Source organism: Anaeromicropila populeti, assembly GCF_900112775.1.
In the GTDB taxonomy this organism is placed as follows: domain Bacteria; phylum Bacillota; class Clostridia; order Lachnospirales; family Lachnospiraceae; genus Anaeromicropila_A; species Anaeromicropila_A populeti.
Genome location: NZ_FOYZ01000001.1, coordinates 369816 through 394273, shown reverse-complemented (window position 1 = coordinate 394273; position 24458 = coordinate 369816). Strand labels below are relative to the sequence as shown.

Annotated in this window: 23 protein-coding genes; all 23 read left to right on the top strand. The window is 35.9% G+C overall.

The genetic code is table 11. The features are described 5' to 3' along the window. Positions 1-80: 80 nt before the first annotated feature. The 23 genes from BM305_RS01815 (at position 81) to BM305_RS01705 (ending at position 24439) form a co-directional block, all read left to right on the top strand. Positions 81-902, top strand: a complete 822-nt coding sequence (locus BM305_RS01815; RefSeq protein WP_092558979.1) for a flagellin N-terminal helical domain-containing protein — start codon at positions 81-83, stop codon at positions 900-902. 177 nt (positions 903-1079) lie between these two features. Next, entirely contained in the window at positions 1080-1394 is a 315-nt protein-coding gene (locus BM305_RS01810; RefSeq protein WP_092558978.1) for a hypothetical protein, read from the top strand. Between the two features lie 18 nt (positions 1395-1412). Further along, on the top strand, positions 1413-3254 hold the full coding sequence (locus BM305_RS01805) for a motility associated factor glycosyltransferase family protein (protein WP_092558977.1): 1842 nt from the start codon (positions 1413-1415) through the stop codon (positions 3252-3254). Between the two features lie 11 nt (positions 3255-3265). After that, complete coding sequence (locus BM305_RS01800; protein ID WP_092558976.1) at positions 3266-4267, top strand: acylneuraminate cytidylyltransferase family protein; 1002 nt, start codon at positions 3266-3268, stop codon at positions 4265-4267. Between the two features lie 27 nt (positions 4268-4294). Continuing rightward, the gene (locus BM305_RS01795; protein WP_092558975.1) at positions 4295-5989 is read left to right on the top strand and encodes a motility associated factor glycosyltransferase family protein; all 1695 of its coding nucleotides are present in this window, start codon (positions 4295-4297) and stop codon (positions 5987-5989) included. A 19-nt stretch (positions 5990-6008) separates the two neighbouring features. Next, positions 6009-7502, top strand: coding sequence for an N-acetylneuraminate synthase family protein (locus BM305_RS01790; RefSeq protein ID WP_092558974.1), 1494 nt, complete (start codon positions 6009-6011; stop codon positions 7500-7502). A 1-nt stretch (position 7503) separates the two neighbouring features. After that, positions 7504-8730 (top strand): CDP-glycerol glycerophosphotransferase family protein, encoded by a 1227-nt coding sequence (locus BM305_RS01785; RefSeq protein WP_092558973.1) that lies wholly within the window; start codon positions 7504-7506, stop codon positions 8728-8730. A 47-nt stretch (positions 8731-8777) separates the two neighbouring features. Beyond that, positions 8778-9500 carry an IspD/TarI family cytidylyltransferase gene (locus BM305_RS01780; RefSeq protein ID WP_092558972.1) on the top strand — a complete coding sequence of 241 codons (723 nt, stop codon included), beginning with the start codon at positions 8778-8780 and terminating at the stop codon, positions 9498-9500. Beyond that, the gene (locus tag BM305_RS01775; RefSeq protein ID WP_092558971.1) at positions 9497-10522 is read left to right on the top strand and encodes a zinc-binding dehydrogenase; all 1026 of its coding nucleotides are present in this window, start codon (positions 9497-9499) and stop codon (positions 10520-10522) included. The genes BM305_RS01780 and BM305_RS01775 overlap by 4 nt, the downstream gene beginning before the upstream one ends. Positions 10523-10539: 17 nt before the next feature. Continuing rightward, positions 10540-12864 carry an HAD family hydrolase gene (locus tag BM305_RS01770; protein WP_092558970.1) on the top strand — a complete coding sequence of 775 codons (2325 nt, stop codon included), beginning with the start codon at positions 10540-10542 and terminating at the stop codon, positions 12862-12864. 30 nt (positions 12865-12894) lie between these two features. Continuing rightward, positions 12895-14781 (top strand): capsular polysaccharide export protein, LipB/KpsS family, encoded by a 1887-nt coding sequence (locus BM305_RS01765; protein ID WP_092558969.1) that lies wholly within the window; start codon positions 12895-12897, stop codon positions 14779-14781. 2 nt (positions 14782-14783) lie between these two features. Next, the gene (locus BM305_RS01760; protein ID WP_092558968.1) at positions 14784-15497 is read left to right on the top strand and encodes an acylneuraminate cytidylyltransferase family protein; all 714 of its coding nucleotides are present in this window, start codon (positions 14784-14786) and stop codon (positions 15495-15497) included. Beyond that, the gene (locus BM305_RS01755) at positions 15491-16189 is read left to right on the top strand and encodes an acylneuraminate cytidylyltransferase family protein (protein WP_092558967.1); all 699 of its coding nucleotides are present in this window, start codon (positions 15491-15493) and stop codon (positions 16187-16189) included. The genes BM305_RS01760 and BM305_RS01755 overlap by 7 nt, the downstream gene beginning before the upstream one ends. Beyond that, on the top strand, positions 16180-16950 hold the full coding sequence (locus BM305_RS01750) for an SDR family NAD(P)-dependent oxidoreductase (protein WP_092558966.1): 771 nt from the start codon (positions 16180-16182) through the stop codon (positions 16948-16950). The genes BM305_RS01755 and BM305_RS01750 overlap by 10 nt, the downstream gene beginning before the upstream one ends. Positions 16951-16964: 14 nt before the next feature. Further along, the gene (locus BM305_RS01745; RefSeq protein ID WP_092558965.1) at positions 16965-17864 is read left to right on the top strand and encodes an aldo/keto reductase; all 900 of its coding nucleotides are present in this window, start codon (positions 16965-16967) and stop codon (positions 17862-17864) included. Next, positions 17849-18925, top strand: a complete 1077-nt coding sequence (locus BM305_RS01740) for an N-acetylneuraminate synthase family protein (RefSeq protein WP_207649450.1) — start codon at positions 17849-17851, stop codon at positions 18923-18925. The genes BM305_RS01745 and BM305_RS01740 overlap by 16 nt, the downstream gene beginning before the upstream one ends. A 9-nt stretch (positions 18926-18934) precedes the next feature. Next, on the top strand, positions 18935-20158 hold the full coding sequence (locus BM305_RS01735) for an ATP-grasp domain-containing protein (RefSeq protein WP_092558963.1): 1224 nt from the start codon (positions 18935-18937) through the stop codon (positions 20156-20158). Next, positions 20155-20796, top strand: coding sequence for a class I SAM-dependent methyltransferase (locus BM305_RS01730; RefSeq protein ID WP_092558962.1), 642 nt, complete (start codon positions 20155-20157; stop codon positions 20794-20796). Before BM305_RS01735 ends, BM305_RS01730 begins: the two co-directional genes overlap by 4 nt. Positions 20797-20815: 19 nt before the next feature. Next, complete coding sequence (locus tag BM305_RS01725; protein WP_092558961.1) at positions 20816-21583, top strand: amidohydrolase family protein; 768 nt, start codon at positions 20816-20818, stop codon at positions 21581-21583. Continuing rightward, on the top strand, positions 21583-22635 hold the full coding sequence (gene pseG / locus BM305_RS01720; protein WP_092558960.1) for a UDP-2,4-diacetamido-2,4,6-trideoxy-beta-L-altropyranose hydrolase: 1053 nt from the start codon (positions 21583-21585) through the stop codon (positions 22633-22635). Before BM305_RS01725 ends, pseG begins: the two co-directional genes overlap by 1 nt. Beyond that, complete coding sequence (locus tag BM305_RS01715; protein WP_092558959.1) at positions 22632-23279, top strand: RraA family protein; 648 nt, start codon at positions 22632-22634, stop codon at positions 23277-23279. The genes pseG and BM305_RS01715 overlap by 4 nt, the downstream gene beginning before the upstream one ends. Before the next feature lie 3 nt (positions 23280-23282). Continuing rightward, positions 23283-23759 carry a GNAT family N-acetyltransferase gene (locus BM305_RS01710; protein ID WP_092558958.1) on the top strand — a complete coding sequence of 159 codons (477 nt, stop codon included), beginning with the start codon at positions 23283-23285 and terminating at the stop codon, positions 23757-23759. Beyond that, positions 23756-24439 carry a PIG-L deacetylase family protein gene (locus BM305_RS01705; RefSeq protein WP_092558957.1) on the top strand — a complete coding sequence of 228 codons (684 nt, stop codon included), beginning with the start codon at positions 23756-23758 and terminating at the stop codon, positions 24437-24439. Before BM305_RS01710 ends, BM305_RS01705 begins: the two co-directional genes overlap by 4 nt. Positions 24440-24458: the final 19 nt, after the last annotated feature.

The window sequence follows — 24458 nt, the reverse complement described above, 5'->3', positions numbered from 1 at the left end:
CTATTTAAAGTTGGCATTGCATAAATTAAAAAAATAATAAGTAGCATGGATGCTACTTCAATTTCAAGGAGGAATAAACTATGAGAATTCAACACAATATGACTGCAGCTAATGCAAACAGACAATTAGGTATTACGAATGGAAACCTTGCTAAATCTACAGAAAAATTATCATCTGGATACAAAATCAACCGCGCTGGCGATAACGCTGCTGGTTTAAAGATTTCTGAAAAAATGCGTGGACAGATTAGAGGTTTAGAGCAAGCTTCTACTAACGCTCAGGATGGTATTTCTTTAGTTCAGACTGCTGAAGGTGCATTAAATGAAACTACTTCAATTCTTCAAAGAATGAGAGAATTAGCAGTACAAGCAGCTAACGATACTAACGTAACTGCTGACCGTGTTTCTATTAAAGAAGAATTAGCAGAATTAGAAAAAGAAATTACTCGTATTGCATCTCAGACAGAGTTCAATACTCAGAAATTATTAAGCGGTGGTTTATCTGGTGGAGTTAATCTTCAGATTGGTGCAAATGAAGGACAATGCATTACATTTAGTATTAAGTCAATGACAGCTAATGCATTAGGCGTTTCTGGAATTAGTGAAAAAGTTAGTTCTTATGCAAATGCTACAGCTGCAATCACTACAATTCAAGATGCTCTTGATAAAGTATCTGCACAAAGATCTTCATTAGGTGCAACTCAGAACAGATTAGAGCATACAATTGCTAACGCTGATAACACAGCAGAAAACTTAACAGCATCTGAATCTCGTATCCGTGACGTTGATATGGCTCAAGAGATGGTTAAGTACTCAAAGGATAATATCCTTCAACAAGCAGCTCAGTCTATGCTTGCACAAGCTAACCAAGCTACTCAAGGTGTATTATCTATTTTGGGATAATCAAATCATAGTTGAAAATAAGGCTGACAATTGTCAGTCTTATTTTTTTAAATAATTATAAAATGATTATAGCCAAAATTGGCAAATAAATGTAGAAATATATTGTGATTTAAGATAGAATAGATATAGTAGAAGTTTGAAAGAATAAAGATAAATAGAAAAGGTATGGTATCGCTCATGGAAAATATAGTGGAATTAGCAAAATTAATGCAGGAAAAAATTAATATAATGACAGAACTGTTTTATCAGCAGAACACCAATGCATACCAGTATTTAAATGTTATTCTTGAGGGTTTAACACAGCTGATTAATTTACTGGTGCAATATCAGGCAGAGAATAATGAGAAGATTTTAGATGAACAGGAACTGCTGCAAAGTATTACAGAAGCCTTTACAGCAATGCAGGAGGGGGATAATGTACTTCTTGCAGACTTGTTCAGTTATAATATTAAAGAACAGTTACAGACTTTAATAGATTGCGAAAATAAGTAAGTGACAAGGGGATAAAAAATGAGTCTTTATGATTTGAATTTATCAGCAATTGCAGAGAGAAATGGCCGTTGGCATGAAAAAGTGACAGAAGTAGAAGGCAAAAAGGAGCAATTGCCTAATTCTTTAGAAGGCGTAGAGTCTAATGTAACTAGAGATGGCAACTTTGCGGTAACCATTATAGTGGGAGATAGAAAAGTCCGGCTCAACAGTGGATTCAGACCAATGGAAGAGGCAGAACGGTGGGCAAAGCAATATTCTTTTCAGAATGTGACCAATGTTGTTACAATGTTTGGATTGGGAAATGGATATTTTTGCAAGGCTATACAAAAGAAGCTTACAGAAGAAGGACATTTTTTTATTTATGAACCGTCACCAGATATCTTTTTTCATGCTTTGGAGGAGTATGATTTACGAGATTTGATTTTAGATGAGCGAATTGTAATTGGAGTGGAAGGAATTAATGAATTTGATGTTCATATTGCATTAAAGGAAGCGCTAAACATTACTAATCTTCGCAATCATGAAATTTGCGTTCATCCTCAATATGATGAAATTTTTAAAGACTCCTGGTCAGAATTTAAAGAAGATATAAAAAATTGTGTTTCTCATGCTGTGATCAATCATAATACAATGATGTATTTTGCCAAGGTCAGCATGACAAATACATTACAAAATATAAAATATTTAAGGCAATGTAATACATTTATTGAACTGCGGGAGGTCATTCCAACAGATTTGCCAGTTGTAGTGGTAGCAGCAGGACCATCCGTTGAAGAAAGCATAGAAGGCTTACGGAAAATGAAAGGAAAGGGAATTATCATAGCAGTAGATCGTATTTTAGACTTTTTACTGGATCGTGAGATAGTTCCTGACTTTGTAGTGTCAGTAGACCCCAACAAATTAATTACTAATTTTTCAAAACGGGATGACGTAGCTGTTCCTTTATTTTGCTTTATGGACTCAAAAGCAGGAATTATGGAAAGACATAAAGGGAAAAAAATATTTTGTAACGTGGGCAGCTTTATAGGAGAGATATTTGAGAAAATCAAAGGATACGCTCCCTTGGTGCCAACCAGTGCATCTGTTGCAACGGTTGCATTTTCCATAGCTGTGCAGATTGGTTTTCGGAAAATTGTTTTAGTGGGACAGGATTTGGCTTATAGTGGAAGTACAACCCATGCAGGTGGTATAACAAGCAATCCTTACAGCAGTGATGTTATTATGGTGGAAGGCGTAGATGGGAATAAAGTCCCTTCCCGTTATGACTGGCAGGAATTTATAATGTGGTATGAGGATGTTATAAAGTTGTACCCTCAAATTGAAGTGATTGATACGAAAACGAAGGGTGCTAAAATAATGGGTACGAAAAATATGTCATTGGAAGAAGCTGTATCAATAGAGAATGACAAGTGTTTGGACGTACAGGATGTTTTAGAACAAATACCACCAACCTTTAGTGACGCTGAATTTTTGGAAGTAGTTGAGTTTTTAAAGGAAAATTTTAAGATATTAGACCAGATTAAAAAGAAGGCACAAGATGGTGTAAGAGTTTGCTGTGATTTAATTGACATGACAAAAAAGGGAAGGCTGCAATCGAGAGCAGTAGATCGCAGCTTGGAAAAAGTACGTAGTATTAATGAATTTATTTTAGAACAGCCTATTTATGTTTTTATGGATGCGGCAGTAAAACAGAATTTTCAGGAAAAATTTATTGATTCCACTTCACTGGGAACAGATGAAGTAAGTAATAGTTTAAAAGTATTTGATACAACAAGAAGTATGTTTCATGCCATTGATGAAGTGGTAAGTGAGCTGAAGCCGGTTCTGAAGGAAGCAATGGATAGCTTTATTGAGGAGTAAAGGGGTGTTATATGAATATACTTGCTGTTATTCCTGCGAGAAGCGGGTCAAAAAGCGTTAAGCATAAAAATATTCGAAATGTGAATGGAAAGCCAATGATTGCGTATTCCATTGAGCATGCTTTAAAATCAAAGTATGTAAATCGGGTTGTAGTTAGTACAGACAGTGAACAATATGCGGATATTGCAAGAAAGTATGGTGCTGAGGTTCCATTTTTACGGCCAGAGGAGTATGCAACAGATACAGCACAAGATATTGATGTGTTCTATCATTGCCTAAGTTATTTGAAAGAAAAGGAACAGTATGATGCAGATATTGTAGTTCAGTTACGGCCTACGTATCCCATCAGGCAAATAGAAGATATTGATTCCATGATTGAACTGCTCCTACAGAATGAAAGTGCTGAGTCGGTAAGAAGCATCGCGCCTGCAAAGGAAGTTGCTTATAAGATGTGGCATATGGACGAACAGGGATTTTTGACACCTATTATGAAGGATATAAAAGAATGTTACAACATGCCCAGACAGGAGCTTCCTAAAGTGTACTATCAAAATGCATGTATTGATATAGTTCGAGGACAGGTTATTTTAGAGCAAAAATCCATGAATGGAACAAGGATATTAGGATATCAGATGGAGCATAACTATGATATTGACACTGAGGAAGAATTTCAAAAGGCAGAGTTATATTTGAAGGTAAAGGCTGGCGGCAAGCGGTTTGTGTTTGATATAGACGGAGTGATTGCCCAACTAGAACCTAAGCTGGCTTATGATAAAGCAAAGCCAAATGAGCCAATGATTCGAATCATTAACCAGTTATATGAGTATGGAAATGAAATTATTCTGTTTACAGCAAGAGGATATGTAACAGGAATTGACTGGACAGATGTGACGAAGGAGCAGTTAGGGAGATGGGGATTAAAGTATCACCAGCTGCATTTTGGAAAGCCCAATGCGGATTATTATGTAGATGACAAAATGCTTTCATTAAATAGTTTATATGATATTTTTTAGAGTGAAAAGGAATGTGAGGATAGTTCTTTGAAAGAATCTATTAAGAAAATTTTTGAGGAAAATAAGCAGCTTATTTCTCTGGCAGAAAGGGTAACCAGAAACCTGAAAAAGCAGAATTTTGATGCAGGGTTACGTAATGGAATTGCAGTACTGGATAAAATGACTGGAATGCTGGAAGTTCTCCTGGCTGAAGCAGGGTATTTTAATGAATCTGGAATTGTGTATGTTGACATGGCAAATATAAATGAAATGCTGACAGAAGTTTTATCGGCGCAGCAAAATATGGATTATGTATTGTTAAGTGATTTGTATGAACTTCGCTTGCAGCCGTTTTTTTCCTCTTTACAGCAGGCTATTTTTCAGAACGAGGCAGAAGCCTTTGTGGCAGAAGGAAAGAACTATCAGGAAGAGTGCCTGAATATTAAAGCTTATGATGAGGAATTATATTATTTATTAAAAAAGGCAGTTCCATATAAAGAAGAAAAACAACTTTTTCAGGTGGAACTTACCTCCTATGGAGAATTTACACTGGCTGGAAAATCAGAAGAAAAAACAATTTATTATCATAGTAATCATAAACCACAACAAGCTGCGTATGAACTGGCAGCATCCTGGTATGAGGAAGACAGGACAGAGTATGTAGTGTATGGATTTGGACTGGGGTACCATGCACTGGAGCTGGGAAGTATAGATCCTAATGTCTCCATTACTGTATATGAATCAAGGGAAGAAGTTTTAAGACTAGCCTTGGAATATGGAGTTCTTTCTTCTTTTTTAAAAAAGTCTAATCACAAAATTATATATGATAAGGATTTTACTAAATTACAAAAAAGAATAGGGAACCTTTCAGAACAGACGAGTTTTGTAATACACTATCCGTCGTTACAAAATCTCGAAAAAGGAGCCTTAAAGGAAAAACTGGAAAATTATTTTTTGCAGTATAGTTCGATAAAAAACCAAAGAAAGCTTCTGTGTGGAAACTTTCGTGAAAATGTGAGGAAGTGCAGCAAAACAGCAGAGGAATTGAAAGATTCATGGGTTGGAAAAGATATTTATATTATTGCAGCAGGACCTTCTCTCGATAAAAACTTTGTACAGTTAAAAAAAGTGAAAAAAGAAAAAGGAATTATTCTAGCAGTAGGAACCGTATTTCGAAAATTGATGAAAGCAGGAATTGAACCGGATTATGTAGTAATTTCAGAGGCTAATGAAAGAGTAATTGGTCAAATTAGTGGGTTAGAAAATGCAGGAGTACCATTACTATTGTTATCTACGGCTTTTCATGGATTTGCCTCCCAGTATCAAGGATCAAAGTACCTTATTTTTCAGAAGGATTTTCCAATGGCAGAGGAGGAGGCAGACAGCAGAGGTACCTTTTTGTGTGAGACCGGAGGTTCAGTTGCTACAGTGGCAATTGATTTAAGTGTAAAGATGGGTGCGGCAAGAATTATTTGTGTTGGTCTGGATCTGGCATATAGCAATCATTTTGTACATGCATCGGATACTTCAAGAAGAGAATTAACGGTTACAGAAAATCTGCGTCAGATTCGAGATATATATGGAGAAAAGGTTTATACAAGCCAGTCCATGGACAAGTACCGTCAATGGATAGAAGCCAGAATTAAGAGGGAAAGTACCGTTATATTTTTAAATGCAACAGAGGGCGGTGCTAATATAAGTGGAATGAAGAATGTAATTCTTGAAAATATTGTGAGACAGTAAAAGAAAAGAGGGTGAATCTATGAAACAGATGTTTAATGATTTGTTTATTTTTGAAATGGCCAATAGCCACCAGGGAAGCGTAGAGCATGGCTTGGATATTGTACATGCAATGGGAAAGATTGCAAGAAAGCATAATATTAAGGCTGCGGTAAAATTGCAATATCGTAATCTGGATACTTTTATACACCCCGATTATGTGAACCGGGAAGATATTCCTCACGTTCCAAGATTTATGGGAACCAGGCTTACTTATGAGCAGTTTAGTGTCATTGTGGAAGCCATTCGGGAAGAAGGAATGGTAACAATGGTAACACCATTTGATGAGGATAGTGTGGAATGGTGTATGGATCAAGGAATTGATATTATTAAGGTGGCAAGCTGTAGTGCCTTAGACTGGCCGCTGCTTACACAAATAGCAAAAACCCATAAGCCAGTTATTCTGTCCACAGGAGGGAAATCCATTTCTGATATAGATAAAATTTACAATTTTCTTGTTCACAAAAACTGTGAATTTGCTTTTATGCATTGTGTAGCAGAGTACCCTACTCCCATGGAGCATTTGCAATTGGATTTTATCAATAAAATGAGCCGGAGGTATCCAAACATTACTATTGGATATTCAGGACATGAAAATCCAGAGGATAATACGGTTCCTATGCTTGCTATTGCCAAGGGAGCGAAGATTTTAGAAAGACACGTAGGTCTTCCTAACGAAAAAATTACGCTGAATGCATATTCAATGAATCCAGAGCAGGCAGAACGCTGGGTGCAGGCAGCACTGAATGCTAAGACAATTTGTTCCATGAAAAACGAAAGTAAAAAATATATTACCCAAGATGAAATTGATTCTCTTCACTCTTTAATGAGAGGAGTATATGTAAAGCGTGATATTCAAGCTGGAGAAACTATTGCAAGGGACGACGTATTTTTTGCTATGCCATGCTTTGATAAACAGATGACCAGTGGCGAATTTTATGATGGAGTGGCAGCAAGCAGAGACTATAAAGCAAAAGAACAACTTCAGGAAAAAAAGAAGTTATCTGATATTAACTTGGTTAGAAGTGTGATTCATGATGCAAAAGGTATGCTGTATGAAGCAGGAATTGCGTTGGGAAATGATTTTGAAGTAGAACTGTCACATCATTATGGAATGCAGCATTTTAGACAGTTTGGTGCAATTATTATTAATATAATTAATCGGGAATATTGTAAAAAGCTGATTATTGTGCTGCCTGGACAAAAGCATCCGCTTCATGCCCATAAGGTGAAAGAAGAGACTTTTCAGCTTTTATATGGAGATATGCAGGTGTGTATTGAGGGAAATATGATTAATATGACACCAGGAGATATCCAGACGGTTCTGAGAAGTGAGAACCATTCCTTTACATCAGTAAACGGTGCTATTTTTGAAGAAGTGTCTACCACACACGTTAGAAATGATTCCTATTATGAAGATGAGAAAATTAGAAGTTTAGATCCAATTGAAAGAAAGACTATTTTAAGGAACTGGTAATATGAAAAGGAAAGTAATGGGATTTTTAAAATACTGGGCTCAGTTATTTTTACTTCCAGTGTATGGCGTTTCCTTTATTACGCCTAGAAGCAAAAAGATTTGGCTGTTTGGAAGCAGTTTTGGAAAACGATTTGCAGACAACCCACGGTATCTGTATTTATATGTCAGCCAGATGGAGTCCTGTGAAGAAAGACCTATTTGGATTTCAAAGGATAAGCAGATTGTGGATTTTTTGAAACAGAATCATTTGGAGGCATATACGTACCGTTCTTGGAAAGGTATCTATTATTGCCTTCGGGCAGGAGTGTATCTATTTGATAACTATTCAAAAGATATATCCTTTTGGCTTTCAGGAGGCGCAAAAAAAATTAATTTATGGCATGGTACAGGAAATAAAAAGATTAATTATGATAACAAATTTGATAAGCTGCGTCATCCAAAGAATAACTGGGAACGGTTTAAAAATTTTTTGATTACTATTTCCAATGAAAAGCCATCCCATTATATTCTGGCGACTTCTGAAATGATGGGTGATATTTTTTCATCTGCCTTTGCTGTACCAAGAAATCACATTATTGTAGACGGTTATCCGAGAAATGATGTTTTGTTTTCCCAGTGTGAAATAAAGCCTGTTTATACAAAAAAAGAGGAAGCAGCGGTTTCTACAATAAGAGGGTTAAAGCAGCAGGGAGCATATATTATTTTTTACCTCCCTACCTTTCGTGATTCTGAAAAAATGTTTTTTGAGGCTATGGACTTAGTGGTTTTTAATCAGTTTCTAAAGGACAATGAAATGGTTTTTATTACAAAACTTCATCCAAAGTCAAAATTAAAAGAGCAGTTCGAAATGGTTAGTTATTCTAACATTCAAAATATGGATACAGATATTGATACTTATTCGGTATTAGGTTTTGCGGATATGCTGACCACAGATTATTCCTCCATTCATACAGATTTCTTAATGTTGAACCGTCCTTCTGTGTTATTTACATATGACTTGGACGAGTATTCAAAGGATACAAGAGAATGTTACTTTGACTATGATTCGTATATGCCGGAGCTTAGAACCTATACGATGAAAGAGTTCATGGACGGCATTGCCTCGGTTAGAAACCAGGATAATTGTGAGTCTGGAAGGGTGGAATTAAGAAGTAAAATGTTTTCTTATGTGGATTGTAAAGCCAGTGAACGGTTGGTAAAAAAAATCAGACGTATTGTAGAAAAGTAAGTTCTGAATGAAAATAGACTATAGGACATGCAGAAAAGAGGGTTTGTATGAGTGAAGCGAGAGTGTTTGCTATTATTTTAGCTGGTGGTGTAGGTTCCAGAATGGGAAATATGGAAAAGCCAAAACAGTTTATTGAATTAGGAAATAAACCGATTATTATTCATACCATTGAGAAATTTTTTGTTATGAGTGAATTTCAAAAGGTTCTTGTATTATGTCCAAGACAATGGATTCGCCATACAGAGGACTTAATTCGCAGATTTATCCCGGAAACGGAAAAAATATGTGTCATCGAAGGTGGAGAAACCAGAAATGATACGATTATTCAGGGGATTACTTATATAGAGAAAGAATATGGCTTAACAGAAGAAGATGTAATTGTAACACATGATGCAGTACGTCCCTTTGTGACACACCGGATTATTCAGGATAACATTCATATGGTAATGGAACATGGAGCCTGTGATACGGTTCTTTCTGCTACAGATACGATTGTATGCAGTGAAGATGGAAATGCCATTTCCTCCATTCCTGATCGGACAAAAATGTATCAGGGGCAGACACCCCAGTCCTTTCGTGCCAAAAGACTAAAAGAAATTTTTATGGAATTATCCGAAGAAGAAAAAGCCATTTTAACCGATGCAGCAAAAATTTTGGTCTTGAAGGGAGAGAAGGTACAGCTGGTAGAAGGTGAAGTGTTTAATATTAAAATAACGTACCCATTTGACGTACTGGTTGCCAAATCACTGCTGAAAGGAGAAACAGAATGATCAATGCGGTATATCGGCTGGTGGCACCACGAAGAATCGAGATCGCATTTGAAGATATCGATTTGACAAAACCAGAAGTGCTTGTGCGCCCAACGAAATTATCTATTTGTAATGCGGATCAGAGATATTATCAAGGTTCTAGAGAACCTAAAATATTGGAACAGAAATTGCCGATGGCATTAATACACGAAGCAATGGGCGAAGTGATTTATGATCCTACAAAAACTTTTTCGATTGGGGAACGTGTGGTTTTGATTCCTAATATTCCAGGCAGACAGGATGACGTGATAAAGGAAAACTACCGACGGGATTCTGGCTTTTGCTCCAGTGGAATAGACGGTTTTTTGCAGGAATATGTACAAATACCTGTAGCCCGTCTGGTAAGACTGCCTGAAAAGATACCCAATACAGTAGGTGCTTTTGTGGAACTGCTTTCGGTCAGTTTTCATGCAATCCAACGTTTTATGTGCTTTTCCCACAGCAGAAAGGAACGCATTGGTGTTTGGGGTGATGGAAACCTGGGCTACATTACGGCTCTTTTATTAAAAAAAACGTTTCCCCAGTCTATAATTACTGTAATTGGTGTTCACGATTATAAATTAAGTGATTTTACTTTTGTAGATGAAACCTATCTGATAACGGAGCTGCCAATGGATATGGAATTAGATCATGTGTTTGAGTGTGTAGGGAATATTGGTTCGCAGAAAGCATTGGAGCAGATTGTTGACTTGATAAAACCAGAAGGAACGATTTCACTTATGGGTGTATCGGAATTCCCAATTCAAATCAATACCCGCATGGTGTTAGAAAAGGGATTAAGGATTTATGGCAGCAGCAGAAGTGGCAGGGAAGATTTTGAAGGGCTGATCGAATTCATAACAGAGCATAATGATGTAATAGAGCATCTGGAAAAAATAGTTGCTGCTGTTATACCAATCCATTCGATTGCGGATATTCAGAGTGCTTTTGAAAGTGATATTGCAAAGAGCTTAGGGAAAACAGTTATGGACTGGAAGGAATAATCTGGAGGTATTGTGAGATGAAGTTTTTAGTGGATGTAAAACAATATGATGTATTAAGTCTGGATATTTTTGATACATTGTGGTTGCGAGCAGTGGCAAAGCCCATTGATATATTTGAAATAGTCTGGAGACGCGTAAAGGAGCAAGGTCAGAATATAATGGATCTGACAGAGTTTGAGTTTTTAAAATTACGGGTTGAGATGGAGAGAAGAGCCAGAAGCAGGGTATCTCATAAAGAAATTACATTAGCAGATATCTACCAAGAAATTCCTCCCTACATTGTGAAAAAGCAGTTTGATTTAGTGAAATTAGAAGTTGAAGTGGAAAAAGAAATGGGATATTTGAACCCTGATATTTTAGAATTAATAGATGATTTCAGAAAACAAGGCAAAAAAGTTATTTTATTATCAGATATGTATTTGACAGAAAAGCAAATCAGAGAATTATTGGCTAGTGGAGGATTTGATTTGTCATGGGTAAATCATGTTGTGATATCAAGTGAAAAAAAATGTAATAAGCAATCAGGAGAATTATATCAAGAGCTGGAACAACTATTTCCTGAGGTTTCAAAGAGCAGAATCCTTCATATCGGTGATAACAAGAGTGGAGATTACTTACAAGCACAAAAGTTTGGAATAGAAGCACATCATTATAATGTAATACCAAACAAACTAAATAGTATTTATGACTATGAAAAAATTAGACATGATATTCCCCAGCCAGCCATTTTGTCTCTTAGAAAAATAGCCGCACATGAATGTAGCTATGATACACCGGAAAAGCAGCTGGCATTTGAAATAGGTGCTAGTATCATAGGTCCGTTTCTTACTATATTTGTGTCTCATGTAATCAATCGTATGCAGCAACTAGGAATTCATGCAATTTATCCATTAATGCGAGAAGGATATTTGCTGGGTGAACTATTGAAAAATGATTGTAAGGAACAAAACCTGCCTATTAAGGTAAATCCAATTTATACTTCACGAAAGGCTTCTTATATTCCCGCCATTGAAAAGGTAAATCGTGAAGAAATTGAAAATATTATTGGGGTACGAAATATTACTATATTGGAGCTGATAGAGGTTCTTGGACTTGAAAAGGAAGCTTTTGAAGGACTAGAGGAATATTTTGATACAAAATTAAAGGTTTCGCATACAATTTTAATTCAGAAGGAAACATCACTGAAAGAATATATCATTACACGTTTACTTGAGCCAGAGAATATATCCAAAATAGAAAAGTTTGTTAGTCTAGAAAGAAAAAAATATGTTGATTATTTGAAACAAGAAATTGGGGATTTTTCTAATGTGGCTACTGTAGATATTGGTTCGGTAGGAAGAATTCAACAATGGACCGAAAAGGCTTTAAGGATGGAAGGAATAGAACCACAGATGAGTCATTTTTTTGCCATGGGAATAACAGGTGAACGTGTTTATAATGGAATGCGAATTGAAGGATATATGGGTACTTATGCAGAAAACCAGGATCTAATGACAACAATTTATCGTTCTCCTGATGTTCTCGAAAAACTAGCCAGTGTCTGTGAAGGAAGTACTATTGGATACGAAAGAATATCGCAGGGTATTAAGCCTCTACAAGCACAAGGGGTAAAAAATGATGTTTATACGAAAATTGTATTTCAAGGAGTTTTGACCTTTCAGAAATATTGGTTTTATTTCAGAAAACATAAGGCAGAGATTGCACAAGAAGTTATAAATAACAGGAGAGACACTTTGAAAATATTGCATAGACTTATTGATATGCCATTACGTTCAGAAGTTTCGCTGCTCATGAAATTTGAAGCGGATACTAATTTTGGAACAAACTATAAGGAACCTATTATTACGGAACAAAACATTGCCTTACTTGAGGACAAAGGTACTGATTATGTGGATAAGTGCAATGTCAGTTATACGTATCATAATTCCAATATTGTCTGGCCAAAAGGGTTAGTTACATTAAAGGATGAGTTTTATTATGTAAGAAGAGCGTTAAAGAATTCTGCTGGAAATGATATTATAAAAAGTATGCAGGAAGTAGTAGAAAGTATGAGTGAAGATGGTATTAAGGAAGCAGCTTTATATGGAGCTGGAGAAAATGGAAGACAATTTCATTTTATATGCAAGCTATATGGGATTAAAACAACATGTTTTATCGATCGAAAGGAATCCATTTGGGGAACTAAGAAGGAAGGTGTTTCTGTGATGGGATTAAAAGAAGCGATAGAAAAAGGAAATACAGTATTTCTTGTGACTTCTCTATTTTCCATTGGGGAAATCAAGACTTATATTGAAGAAACCTTTGAAAAGCAAGGGATAAAGCCAGAGATATATAGTGTGTAATATTATTAAATTTTTATATAGGAGAGTACTATGAGAATTGATAAATATATTGACGAAAGTAAAGTATTTGACCATTTTGATCAGGCAAAAGGAAAGAAAATTTATTGTTTTGGTGGGGGAACGGCTGGAGAGATTATTCTAAGGATTATTGGTGACAACTATCAGCTTGCCGCATTTTTAGATAACGATTCTAATAAATGGGGGAGCTGTCTGGGAAATCTGGAAATAAAAAATCCAGAAATATTAAAAGATGAAAACCCTAAAGAAATCTGTGTTTTTATTGTAAGCAGGCACGAGTTGAAAATATCGGAGCAGTTAGAAGAGTATGGACTGAAAAAAGGAAAAAGCTTCTTTTGTTTGTATTCCTTATTTGAACGTTATTTCAGATTGCAGAAGGCACTGGACACTCAGGAAGAGTTTATAGCATTTTTAAATCGGACTCCAGATAATGTGTTTGAAAAAGTAACAAAGGTATCTGATGAAAAAATAGGGGTAGTGGCATTATCCAACGCATCTGGATTGGCAGTCTGGTTTGATATTGCTCTTTGCCTTTTGCTTAAATTAAGGGGATATCAGGTAAGCCTTATTATAGATTACTTGCCTGGTTTTCCTGAAATTATGACCTATGAGGGAGCTACAGAAGATATCATAGAAATGGTGGAAGAGGTTATAGAAGTATTAAAGAAGAAGTTTCCAGAGCTAGAAATTATCTATGTAGATAAAATAAAACCTGTTGAATTATCCCAAAATGAGAAAGAAGAAATGAAAAAAATTGCGCCTTGTACAGCAATTTCCCAGTTGGGGCATTTGGGCTTCCGAGATAGATCAATGGATCGGGAGAAATTGATTTCAAGGAATTATGAAACAGGGCTTGAAAATATGAAATATATAAAGGGATTTTTTGAAAAGTATTCGTTTGCTTACTTAAATATATTTTCAGGAATTACAGAAAGAAGGAGTATGTACTCTTATTTCGCAGATAAAAATGGGATTAGGGTTTCAAATTATGATGGAGCTGGCAGTGAAGCTAAGAACAGGGCTATTTGGGCAAATGACAAGCCATGCTGTCATCAGTTTGGGATAACAGAAACAATTAAAAACAATATGTTGAATGATAAGCAGAAAGCAATCCTTCTTTCTGAGGCAAATAGAGATTTTTTACAAAGAAGATATGGAAAGCCAAAACCAGGAACAACAAACTGTCAATTAGTTGCAGCAGATAATAAAGCAAGGCATGAATTTGATATTGTGATTCCATTAAATGTAATGTTTGATGTGGCGGCAATAGGGTTAGATGAGATTTTTGTAAATACAGAGGAGTGGCTGATGGAGACATTGGACTTTATACTGGCACATACCGAAGCAAAGGTTATGGTTCGGGAACATCCTGCTCAAGAGGGATTAAAGGACTATAATTGTATGGGATTAGAAGATGTATTAAAGAATCGTTTTCAAAAAAATAAGAATTTTTATTTTGCAGCTTCCTATGAAAAAATAAATACGTATTCGGTAATAGAAAACTGTAAAGTCGTGCTTCCTTATTCCTCAACAGTAGGTGTAGAGGCGGCTCTTATGGGGAAAGTAGTAATCACTCATACCAAGTGTTATTATTCAGAATTTGATTTTGTACAAAAGGCTGTAACAAAAGAAGATTATTTTGCAAAAATTGCAGCAGCAGTAAAAGGGCAGATTAAACCAGCCAGCCAGTTAGAAGATGCCTATTTGGCATATATGTTGGTAATGAATAATAAGATTTCGTGTGAATTTAATGAAACTAATAACAGATGGCTAAAGGGTTCATTAGAAAGTCTAAATAAAACAGAAGGCATGGACTTGATTATGGAGGTTGTTGCCAAACATCAACCCCAGCACTATTGTCTTATTTTAGAGTATTTAAATAAACTTGAGGAAGTGTAGCGATGCGAATATTATACTTTTTACCGGCTCGATCGGGGTCAAAAGGGGTTAAAGATAAAAATATAAAGGATTTACATGGAAAACCATTGATGGCTTATATGATACAAGCAATTCAGAATTCTCAATACTATCATGCAGACCAGGATTACATTATGTTAAATACAGATTCAGAGGAATATGCCAGAATTGGTGAACAATACGGTTCTGTAACACCATTTTTACGTCCGCCAGAATTATCAACGGATACGGCTAGTATTACAGATACCATTATACACACAATCAATTATTTTGAAGAAAAGAAGATGAACTTTGATTTTTTTGCATTTCTTCAAGTTACCGCTCCTTTGATTACGGGAAAGGATATTGATAAGGGAATTGAAATCTTGTTAGAGCAGCCAGAAATTGATACGGTAAACTCGGTAACGGAAGTAGATGTAAGTCCTTTGTGGTGCAATACATTAGAGGAAGATGGAAGAATGGATTGTTTTCTTTCAGAAGAGGTAAAGCGAAAGAACCGGCAGGAGCTTCCTACTTATTATAAAATAACAGGAGCAGTGCGGATTGCACGATGGAACCGGTTGAAGGAGAATCAGTTTGACTGGTATAAAAATTCAAAGGCGTTACGATTAGAGCCATCCCATTCAATGGATATTGATACAATGGATGATTTTTTATATGCCCAGTACCTTATGGAAAGAAGGAATAAAAAATGTTGAAATCACTATGTGTTATACCAGCCAGAAGCGGTTCAAAAGGTTTAAAGGATAAAAACATTTTAGACTTAAGTGGAAAGCCTGTATTGGCATACACCATCGAAGCCTGTAAAAATGCCGGCATATTTTCAGAAGTATTTGTGGCGACAGATAGCGAAGTATATGCAGAAATTGCCCAAAAATATGGTGCATTGGTTCCTTTTCTGGAGCCAGAAGAAATGGCAGGAGATTTGGTTAGTTCAGCCGAACCATTGCTTTATTTTTATGAACAATTAAAAAAGGAATATGACCTGTTATGGTGTTTTCAGCCTACCTCTCCCTTAAAAACAGCAGAGGACATTATTAATGCTTATAAGGTTCTGGAGGAAAATCCTGAATGCCAATATGTATTAAGTACCACAATCATTGATCCTCATTATTTTCATTGGGCATTAGAGGAACGTGAAAATGGTATGACAGAATTATACTTTGGAAAAAAGATGTTAGTAGACAGAAGTCTGCTTAACCCAGTATATCGTCCTAATGGAGCAATCAAAGTGGGACGGACAGAAAAGGTTTTAGAATACAGGCATTTTTTTGGCGATCATATCATGCGTACAGAAATGCCAGAGGAAAGGGCAATTCACATAAGAAGCCAGTTTGATTTAGATTTATGCAGAATGTTAGTAAGTGGAGAGGATAAAAAATGTCTTTAAAGCGAAAAAAAATTATTGTAACAGCAGGCTGTGCTGGCCTTGGTGCAGTATTTACCCAATATCTGTTAGAACAGGGTGCGGTGGTAATACCTACCTCCAGAAGTGAGAAGAATGTGCAAAGCTATAGAGAACAGTTAGAACCAGCGTTACAAGAAAACTGTTTTCCAGAGCTGCTAAGTTTAGAAACACAGGAAGAAATGGATTTGTTTGTAAACCGTATCAAGGGAAAATACGAGACGGTTTATGGGCTTGTTAATTGTGCTGTTTGCAGGGACACCATTTATAATGCATTTGAGTTGGAAATGAGCCAGTGGGAAAAACATTATAAAATAAATGTATTTGCAAACACGTATCTGTCGGCACAGGTCATTGAAAAACTAATGATACAAGAGGGAGCAGTGGTAAATATATCTTCTTTCTATAGTGTAAATATACCAGATAACCGGGTTTACGATAAACATATGATACCTACTTCCCTAGTGTATGCGTCTTCAAAAGCAGCAATGAATTATATTACAAAATATCTGGCTGTCCATTATGCAAAAAATAATGTGAGGGTAAATGCAATTTTAGCAGGGGGAATACGGGATAAAGACAGGCAAAATGATTATTTTTATGATCAATATTGTATGCGGACACCAATGAACCGGATGGCGGAAATAGGGGAATTTAACGAGGCATTAAGATTCTGCCTTGCGGAAGAAAATAAATTTTGTACGGGACAATTGATTAGCATTGACGGTGGCTGGGGGTTGTACTAGAGAGGAGTGTTAAGATGGCAGAACTGTGTCTGGGTACAGTGCAATTTGGAATGAAGTATGGAATCCATAATCAGAATGGACAGCCTTCCGAGGAAGAATGTTTTGAGATGCTGGATCTTGCTTATGAAAGCGGAATTAGAAAATTTGATACGGCATTTGCCTATGGAACGGCTGAGGATGTTCTTGGTAAATTTATAGAAAAGAGAAAACTGTCAGGGAAGCTGGATGTTATTAGTAAATTAAAGCCTAATATTTTGGATGGAAATGAACAGGATGTGGTTAAGCTTGTAACAGAGGAGGCAAAACAATCCATTGAAAGACTAAAGGTTGATAAGCTAGATGGATATTTGCTTCATACACCTGCTTATATTTACAATACGCAAATTTTAGAAGGATTAAAGGAATGTAAAAAAAGGGGGCTTGTAACAAACATAGGAATTTCTATTTATGAAATAGAGGATGGTGTTGCGGCTGTGAATACAGGGATCATTGATTATATTCAATTGCCCTACAGTATATTGGATCAAAGAGGAATGAAAGAAAAGTTTTTATCCTATGCTAAAGAGAACAATGTAACGATATTTGCAAGAAGTGGTTTTTTACAAGGGCTTATTATGATGGAAGAAGAAACAATACCAGAGTATCTAAATTCTTCTAAAACATATTTGAAAAAATTTGATGACATTTTAAAAAAATATAATGTTGAAAAAGTAAACGGGCTAATACATTTTGTATTAGATAATGAATATGTTGACTATTTTGTGTTTGGAGTAGATACGAAGCAGCAGTTGTTAGAGGACTTGGAATGTGCGGTAAAGAAAACGGTTCCCAAGGAATTTATAGAAGAAACTAGGGAAGCTTTTCAAAACATTGAGAAAAGTATTATATTTCCAAGTTTGTGGGCAAAAAGATAATTAGTAAAAAAAATTATTATGAAAACAAGGAAAAGTATATGAATCATAAAATAAATGTTGGTACGAAAGAGATTGGTGGAGAGAAGACCTTCGTTATTGCCGAAATTGGTTCTAATCACAATCAGTCACTAGAGAAGGCAAAAGAAATGATGCTGGCAGCCAGGGAATGTGGGGCAGATGCTGTTAAATTTCAATCCATTAAGCCAGATAAGCTGTACCATATGGACAAGCTTTCAAATGATGAGAAAAAATTAATGAAGCAAATTGAATTAAAGGAAGAGTGGTATCGGGAGCTATTTTCCCTTGCAGAAAAGGCAGGAATTATTTGTACAAGTGCACCGACGTATTTGGAAGCAGTGGATTTACTAGTACAGTATGGAGTTCCTATTTTAAAAATAGCCTCTCCACAGGTCTATGGCTTTCCACAGTTAATTCAAAGGGCTGATAAAGCAAATGTTCCTATGATTTTGTCAACTGGATATTGTGGATATAAAGAAATAGAGCGGGCGGTAAATTGCTGTTCTAACAAAAGTAAATTAGTTTTATTGCACTGTACGGCTAATTATCCAACTGCACCAAACGATGTAAATTTAAACTTTATGACTACTTTGCAGAACATGTTTGGAACCATTGTAGGATATTCGGATCACACATTAGGGTATCATATTCCCATTGCAGCAGTGGCAAAAGGAGCTAAAGTAATCGAAAAGCATTTTACTTTGTCAAGGAGTGAGGAAGGACCAGATCACTTCTTTGCCATTGAACCAGGAGAGTTCAAAGAAATGGTATCAGCAATACGGGAAACGGAAGAAGCATTAGGTGATTCGGGAAAACCCCAGCTGACAGAATTTGAACGGGATTTTAGGAAAAAAATTGAAATGCGTTTGTTTGCCAGTCGCAGCATAATGACAGGAGAAGAGATACATTCTGATGATTTAGTATTTCTTCGAGGCAGTGAGGAGGCGGTTTCAGCATGGGATGTGAATCTGGTGCTGGGAAAGAAAGCAGGTCAGTACATTGAGAAAGGAGAGCCAATATACGGGAAGTATTTGATTGACTAGGGTGATGTTATGAAAAAAATAATGATAATCGGTGTTGGATGGGAACAGCTTCCCTTGGTGCATGAGGCAAAAAAACTGGGTTTTCGGACAGTAGCAGTTACTACATGGAAAAAAGAATTGATTCCGGCTGATGTAGTATATGAGGCAGAACCAAGGGATTTAGACGGTTTGGAACTTATTTTTCAAAAGGAAAAACCAGATGGAATTATTGCAGATGAGTGTGATTATTCAATGTATGCAGTTGCCTGGCTCACAGAAAAATATAATCTGGCGGGACCGGGTTTAAAAGCGCTAACAATTACAAATAATAAGTATTTACAAAGGGACAAAATGAAAAATTCCAATGTTCCACAGCCAGAGTTTGAGCTTTGCTGGAATTATGAGGACTTACAAATGGCAGCAGCCAGAATCGGATATCCCGTCATTGTAAAACCAGTGGATAACAGAGGCAGCATTGGAGTCGTACAGGTTCTAGAGGAAAAAGAACTGAAAACTGCCTGGTATCTGGCAGTTTCCAATGCCCACTCCAGAATGGTTTTAGTGGAAAAGTTTATTGAGGGTGCTGTTGTAACGGCAGAGGGATTTTACGATAGTGAAAAATTTCATTTTATTAGTGTTTCAACAAAGGAGACATATCCTGAAACAAAAAATGTAGCTAAGGTTTTGTATTACCCTGGGAAATTACATCCAGAAAAGGTAAATGAGATCGAAGCATATGTAAAAGAAATTGTAGAACATTGTGAGATATGTTTTGGTTTTACTCATTTTGAATTCATATTAGAGGAACAGACAGGGAATATTTATTTTGTAGAGGCAGCAAATCGTGGCGGGGGAGTATTTATATCTAATTTAATATTAAAATCCATCACAGGAATAGATTTTAATCAGGCATTGATTCAGATGGCAATGGGAGAACAAGTAAAAATAAAATTTAATAAAGAGTATATCAGTAAAACCATGATGTATTTTCTGGCGTCGCAAGGAAATACAAGTCCAGAGCAATTTTTGGAAAGGGAAGGGGATAAAGTGCTTGCCATGCATTTAAACCCACTGGATACAGGAACCCAGAGAGGCATGACAGATGCAAGAAGAAGAACAGGCGTTATTTTATTATCAGGTGACAGCTTTGATGAAATTGAAAGTAAAGCAAAGCTGGTGGAAAAAGAAATCGCACAGCTTGCAGAAGAATTTATCCATATTAATAAAATTTACGAGAAGGGAGACTTTGTATGAGCGAGTTAGAAATGTTTAAGAAAATTCAAGAGGATGCAGTAAAGCGTTATAGTCAGAGATATGAAAAATTAGGTGTAGTTCCTCAGGCATTGGGATGGGGATGTAAAGAAGACCAGCTAGAACGATTTCAGGTTATTACAAAATATAATGATTTGTCTAATCAGACAATCTTAGATATTGGGTGTGGATTTGGAGATTTTTATGTGTATTTAAAAGAAAAGCAAATTCCTTGTACGTATATTGGAATTGACATTATTCCTCAGTTCATTTCTCATTGTAAAGAACAGTTTCCAGAAGCAGAATTTTACGATAAAAATATTTTATTGGATTTTGAGGATATTCCAGAGGCGGATTATGTTATTTCATTGGGAACCTTAAATTACAAATTAACAGAAATTGATAACATTGTTTATACCGATATCTTTATGGAAAAAGCATTTCAAAAGGCAAGACAAAAGCTAATATTAGATTTTTTAAGCACACGATTAACAAAGGATTATCCCCGAGAAGATTTTGTTTATTATCATGAACCAAAAGAAATTTTGGATATGGCGTTTTCCTTTACTGAAAATGTGGAACTAATTCATAATTATGGTTCAAATCAACATAAGCAATATATGGTAATTTTGGGAAAATAGGATAGGAGGGAGAAATAGTATGATAGATGTTCATTATCATTATCATTTTTGTGGGGGAGAAATAGCTGAGGATATAAAAAAAATAGGACAGCAGTTGGAACAATATCAAATTGAAAAGGCACTACTTCATATTATTTCCGAGGATTCTATGGATAAGAAATACTATACAGCTGATTGGGGGAATCGTATTATTCCAAGTATAATGGTAAATCCTTTTAGTAAGAATATGGAAAATGATATAAAAAACCTATCAGAACATGGGATCCGTTTTGTAAAACTATTACCTTATGAACAGATGATTAAAAGAGAACATTATGATAAAGTAGCTAATCTATGTAAGTGCATAGAACAGTATGGAATGATAGTTGTTATTTGTGGTTCTTACGGATCAGAACTGATTTACCAGACCAATGGTGTGGAACTGACAGAATATGTTTTGAGACATCATATAAAATCACCTGTTATATTAGCTCATGGAGGGATGGTGAAAGTATTAGATACCTTATCGTTGATGATGGTATATGATAATCTATACATGGATATAGCCTATACCCTACCCTTTTGGTGGGGTTCCAGTGTGATTACCGATTATGCATTTGTACTGCATAAGCTGAACTATGAGAGAACTTTTTTTGGTTCAGATGCTCCGTACTATAGTCTAGAAGAAGCATTACATTATTTTGAATTGTTTTGTTCTACCTATCACATTGAACAAAGTAATAAAGAAAAACTAATGAAAACTAATTTTAATCTCTTTTACGAGAAGTATGTGAATGGGGTATTGTGATGTTTAAAGTGGTATTTCGTTTAGACTGGGGCAAAACAATTGGCTCAGGTCATTATATCCGCTGTCTGTCATTGGCAGATGCCTTTCAAAAAAGCAATAAGGCTGAAATTCAATTTATTACAAGAAGCAGTCTGCCAGAAAACATAGTGTTTCCTGTAAAGAAGCTTGAAAAGGCATTGGATATTGTAGATGGGACAGGTTATGAGTATCTGTCTATAGAAGATGAAATCGATGAAATGAAAGCTTTTTTAAAAAGTAATACGATAGATTGTTTGATTGTAGACAGTTATGGTGTGACAGAAACGTATTTCAGTGAGTTAAGACCTTATGTAAAAATTATGACATATGTGGATGATTTATTTTGTAAAAAATATGACGTTGATGTGATTGTAAATGGTAATGCCTATGCAACAGAAGCTTTTTATGAAAAGGAAGGCAAGGAAAAATTTTTGCTTCTGGGGTGTGAGTATACATTATTGAGAGATGAGTTTTCTAATCTTTCTAAAAGAGCAATAAAGGATACCGTTCAAGTAGTTACCATTTCATCGGGAGGCAGTGATCCCATGGACTTTACTTTAGTCATGATTGGTTTGGTAAAAAAATATTTAGTACCGTCGATTCAAAAAAAAATTGTGATTGGACCGTATTTTACCAATGTTGAGAGGATAAAAAAAGCAGTAGAGGGTGACAACAGCTTTCAGCTTCTTTTTCAGCCGAGTATGAAAGAAGTCATGCTTAACACAGATTTATTCCTTACCTCATCTGGCAGCATTTTGTATGAATTAGCTGCAACAGGAACACCGTCTATTAGTTTTTTGTTATCCTACGATCAGAGCATGCTGGGGCAGTATATGAGTGAGAAGGGAACCACCATCCAAATGGGAAAGCTGGAGAATTTCCAGGAACAGGAGGCAGGGAGCAGTCTGAAGATGGTGATTGCAGACAAAAACCTTCGGAGACAGCTTAGTGAAGCAGGACAAAGAATTCTGGATGGGAATGGAGCCAGGAGAGTTGCAGAAAAAATCTTAGCGTATATGGAGGTTCATTTATGAAAGAAGAAATTATAAAGTATATAAAAAGAAACCGTGTATCTACAACGGAGATAGCTGACTGCCTTGGGAAAAAGGGGAGTTTGTATGGAATACATCCTATTAACAGAGGACATTTTAGAGTGGGAAATGTATTTTGGACTTATGCCAGTGGAGAAAGCAACTGGAATGTACATGATCAGATTCGGAAGGTACAGGAAAATGATATTATTCTGGTAGATGTATTTCAATGTGGCAATCGGGCAATTTTAGGCGAGTTAGTAGCTAAATATGCCTTGTTGTATCTTCAGGCAGGAGCAATTGTTGTAAATGGAAATGTCCGAGATGTACCAAATATTATAAAAGAAAATTATAGTGTATGGTGTAAAGGCTACAATCCAGAGGGATGTTTTAACAAAAAAGATTTTCAAGATATCGCAGCTGCCATGTATGAAGAATATAATGCAAAATATAATGGAAGTATTGCAGTGTGTGATGACTGTGGAGTAGTTATTATACCAAAGGAAGAGCATACAAAAGAATTTTACGAAAAAATAGTCCATATTGAGGAACAAGAAGATATTTGGTTTGATTGTATTGATCGGCTAAAGTGGGACACCTTTGATACTGTGTGTAAGAAGAAATATATGGAAAATCCAGGAGTGTAACCAATGTGTATAAGAAAATTACGAAAAGCCCAAGAATCAGATTTAATGACCTTATTTCAATGGGTGAATGACAAGGAGTGCAGGAAAAATTTTTTCCATTCAGAAATAATTTCATTGGAAGAACATACAAAATGGTTTCAGAAAAAGCTGGCTGATAACGAGAGCAGTATTTACATTTTGTGTGAAAAGGAAGTTCCAGTTGGTCAAATTCGGTTAGACATTACCAAAAATCAAGCAGATATCAGTTATAGTATAGCGTCTGAATTCAGAGGAAAGGGATATGGAAAATTAATTTTACTTTTGGTGGAAGAAGAAGTGAAAAAGGAAAGACCTGAAATTGAAATTTTAGCAGGAAAAGTTAAATTTGATAATATTCCTTCTCAAAGAAAGTTTGAACAGATGCAGTATGAGAAGTCAGAAACAGCGGATTATGTCTATTTCCAAAAGAAAATACAAAATGCAGAGGGGAATAAGGAATGAGTACGGTATTGGTAGTGGCAGCTCATCCAGATGATGAGATTTTAGGAGTAGGCGGCACAGTTGCCAGACATGCTGCAAAAGGGGATCATGTTTTCGGGTATATTCTGGGAGAAGGACAAACTTCTAGATGGAAGGAACGGGAGCTTGCAGAAGAAAAGGTAATACAGGAGCTTCATAAAAATACATGGGAAGCCGCAAAGGTTGTGGGATATAAGAATATTTTCTTTGCAGATTTGCCAGATAACCGATTTGACCAGGTGGATTTGCTGGATATCGTAAAACTAGTAGAAGAAATGATTCAGCAGGTTCAGCCAGAGATTATTTATACCCACCATCTGGGGGACCTGAATATTGATCATCAAAGAACAGGGGAAGCGGTTATTACAGCAACCCGTCCATTACAAAACGGGATAGTTAAAGAAATCTACACATTTGAAACGCTTTCCTCTACAGAGTGGGATTTTAGTTATCGAAATTCCTTTTGCCCCAATGTTTTTATTGAAGTAGCTGATTTTTTTGAGAAAAAGGTAGAGGCGATGAAATGCTATGAATCTGAATTGTGTGAATTTCCACATCCACGTTCCGTAAAAGGGTTAGAAATTTTAGCGCAGAAGTGGGGCATGACAGTAGGAAAAAATTATGTGGAGGCATTTCAATTAGTACGTAAAATACAAGATTAGAATTATAAAAATAAAGTGA

Coding starts and splice junctions, on each gene's coding strand:
- BM305_RS01815 (WP_092558979.1), top strand. CDS start 81: ATGAGAATTCAACACAATATGACTGCAGCTAATGCAAACAGACAATTA.
- BM305_RS01810 (WP_092558978.1), top strand. CDS start 1,080: ATGGAAAATATAGTGGAATTAGCAAAATTAATGCAGGAAAAAATTAAT.
- BM305_RS01805 (WP_092558977.1), top strand. CDS start 1,413: ATGAGTCTTTATGATTTGAATTTATCAGCAATTGCAGAGAGAAATGGC.
- BM305_RS01800 (WP_092558976.1), top strand. CDS start 3,266: ATGAATATACTTGCTGTTATTCCTGCGAGAAGCGGGTCAAAAAGCGTT.
- BM305_RS01790 (WP_092558974.1), top strand. CDS start 6,009: ATGAAACAGATGTTTAATGATTTGTTTATTTTTGAAATGGCCAATAGC.
- BM305_RS01785 (WP_092558973.1), top strand. CDS start 7,504: ATGAAAAGGAAAGTAATGGGATTTTTAAAATACTGGGCTCAGTTATTT.
- BM305_RS01780 (WP_092558972.1), top strand. CDS start 8,778: ATGAGTGAAGCGAGAGTGTTTGCTATTATTTTAGCTGGTGGTGTAGGT.
- BM305_RS01775 (WP_092558971.1), top strand. CDS start 9,497: ATGATCAATGCGGTATATCGGCTGGTGGCACCACGAAGAATCGAGATC.
- BM305_RS01770 (WP_092558970.1), top strand. CDS start 10,540: ATGAAGTTTTTAGTGGATGTAAAACAATATGATGTATTAAGTCTGGAT.
- BM305_RS01765 (WP_092558969.1), top strand. CDS start 12,895: ATGAGAATTGATAAATATATTGACGAAAGTAAAGTATTTGACCATTTT.
- BM305_RS01760 (WP_092558968.1), top strand. CDS start 14,784: ATGCGAATATTATACTTTTTACCGGCTCGATCGGGGTCAAAAGGGGTT.
- BM305_RS01755 (WP_092558967.1), top strand. CDS start 15,491: ATGTTGAAATCACTATGTGTTATACCAGCCAGAAGCGGTTCAAAAGGT.
- BM305_RS01750 (WP_092558966.1), top strand. CDS start 16,180: ATGTCTTTAAAGCGAAAAAAAATTATTGTAACAGCAGGCTGTGCTGGC.
- BM305_RS01745 (WP_092558965.1), top strand. CDS start 16,965: ATGGCAGAACTGTGTCTGGGTACAGTGCAATTTGGAATGAAGTATGGA.
- BM305_RS01735 (WP_092558963.1), top strand. CDS start 18,935: ATGAAAAAAATAATGATAATCGGTGTTGGATGGGAACAGCTTCCCTTG.
- BM305_RS01730 (WP_092558962.1), top strand. CDS start 20,155: ATGAGCGAGTTAGAAATGTTTAAGAAAATTCAAGAGGATGCAGTAAAG.
- BM305_RS01725 (WP_092558961.1), top strand. CDS start 20,816: ATGATAGATGTTCATTATCATTATCATTTTTGTGGGGGAGAAATAGCT.
- pseG (WP_092558960.1), top strand. CDS start 21,583: ATGTTTAAAGTGGTATTTCGTTTAGACTGGGGCAAAACAATTGGCTCA.
- BM305_RS01715 (WP_092558959.1), top strand. CDS start 22,632: ATGAAAGAAGAAATTATAAAGTATATAAAAAGAAACCGTGTATCTACA.
- BM305_RS01710 (WP_092558958.1), top strand. CDS start 23,283: ATGTGTATAAGAAAATTACGAAAAGCCCAAGAATCAGATTTAATGACC.
- BM305_RS01705 (WP_092558957.1), top strand. CDS start 23,756: ATGAGTACGGTATTGGTAGTGGCAGCTCATCCAGATGATGAGATTTTA.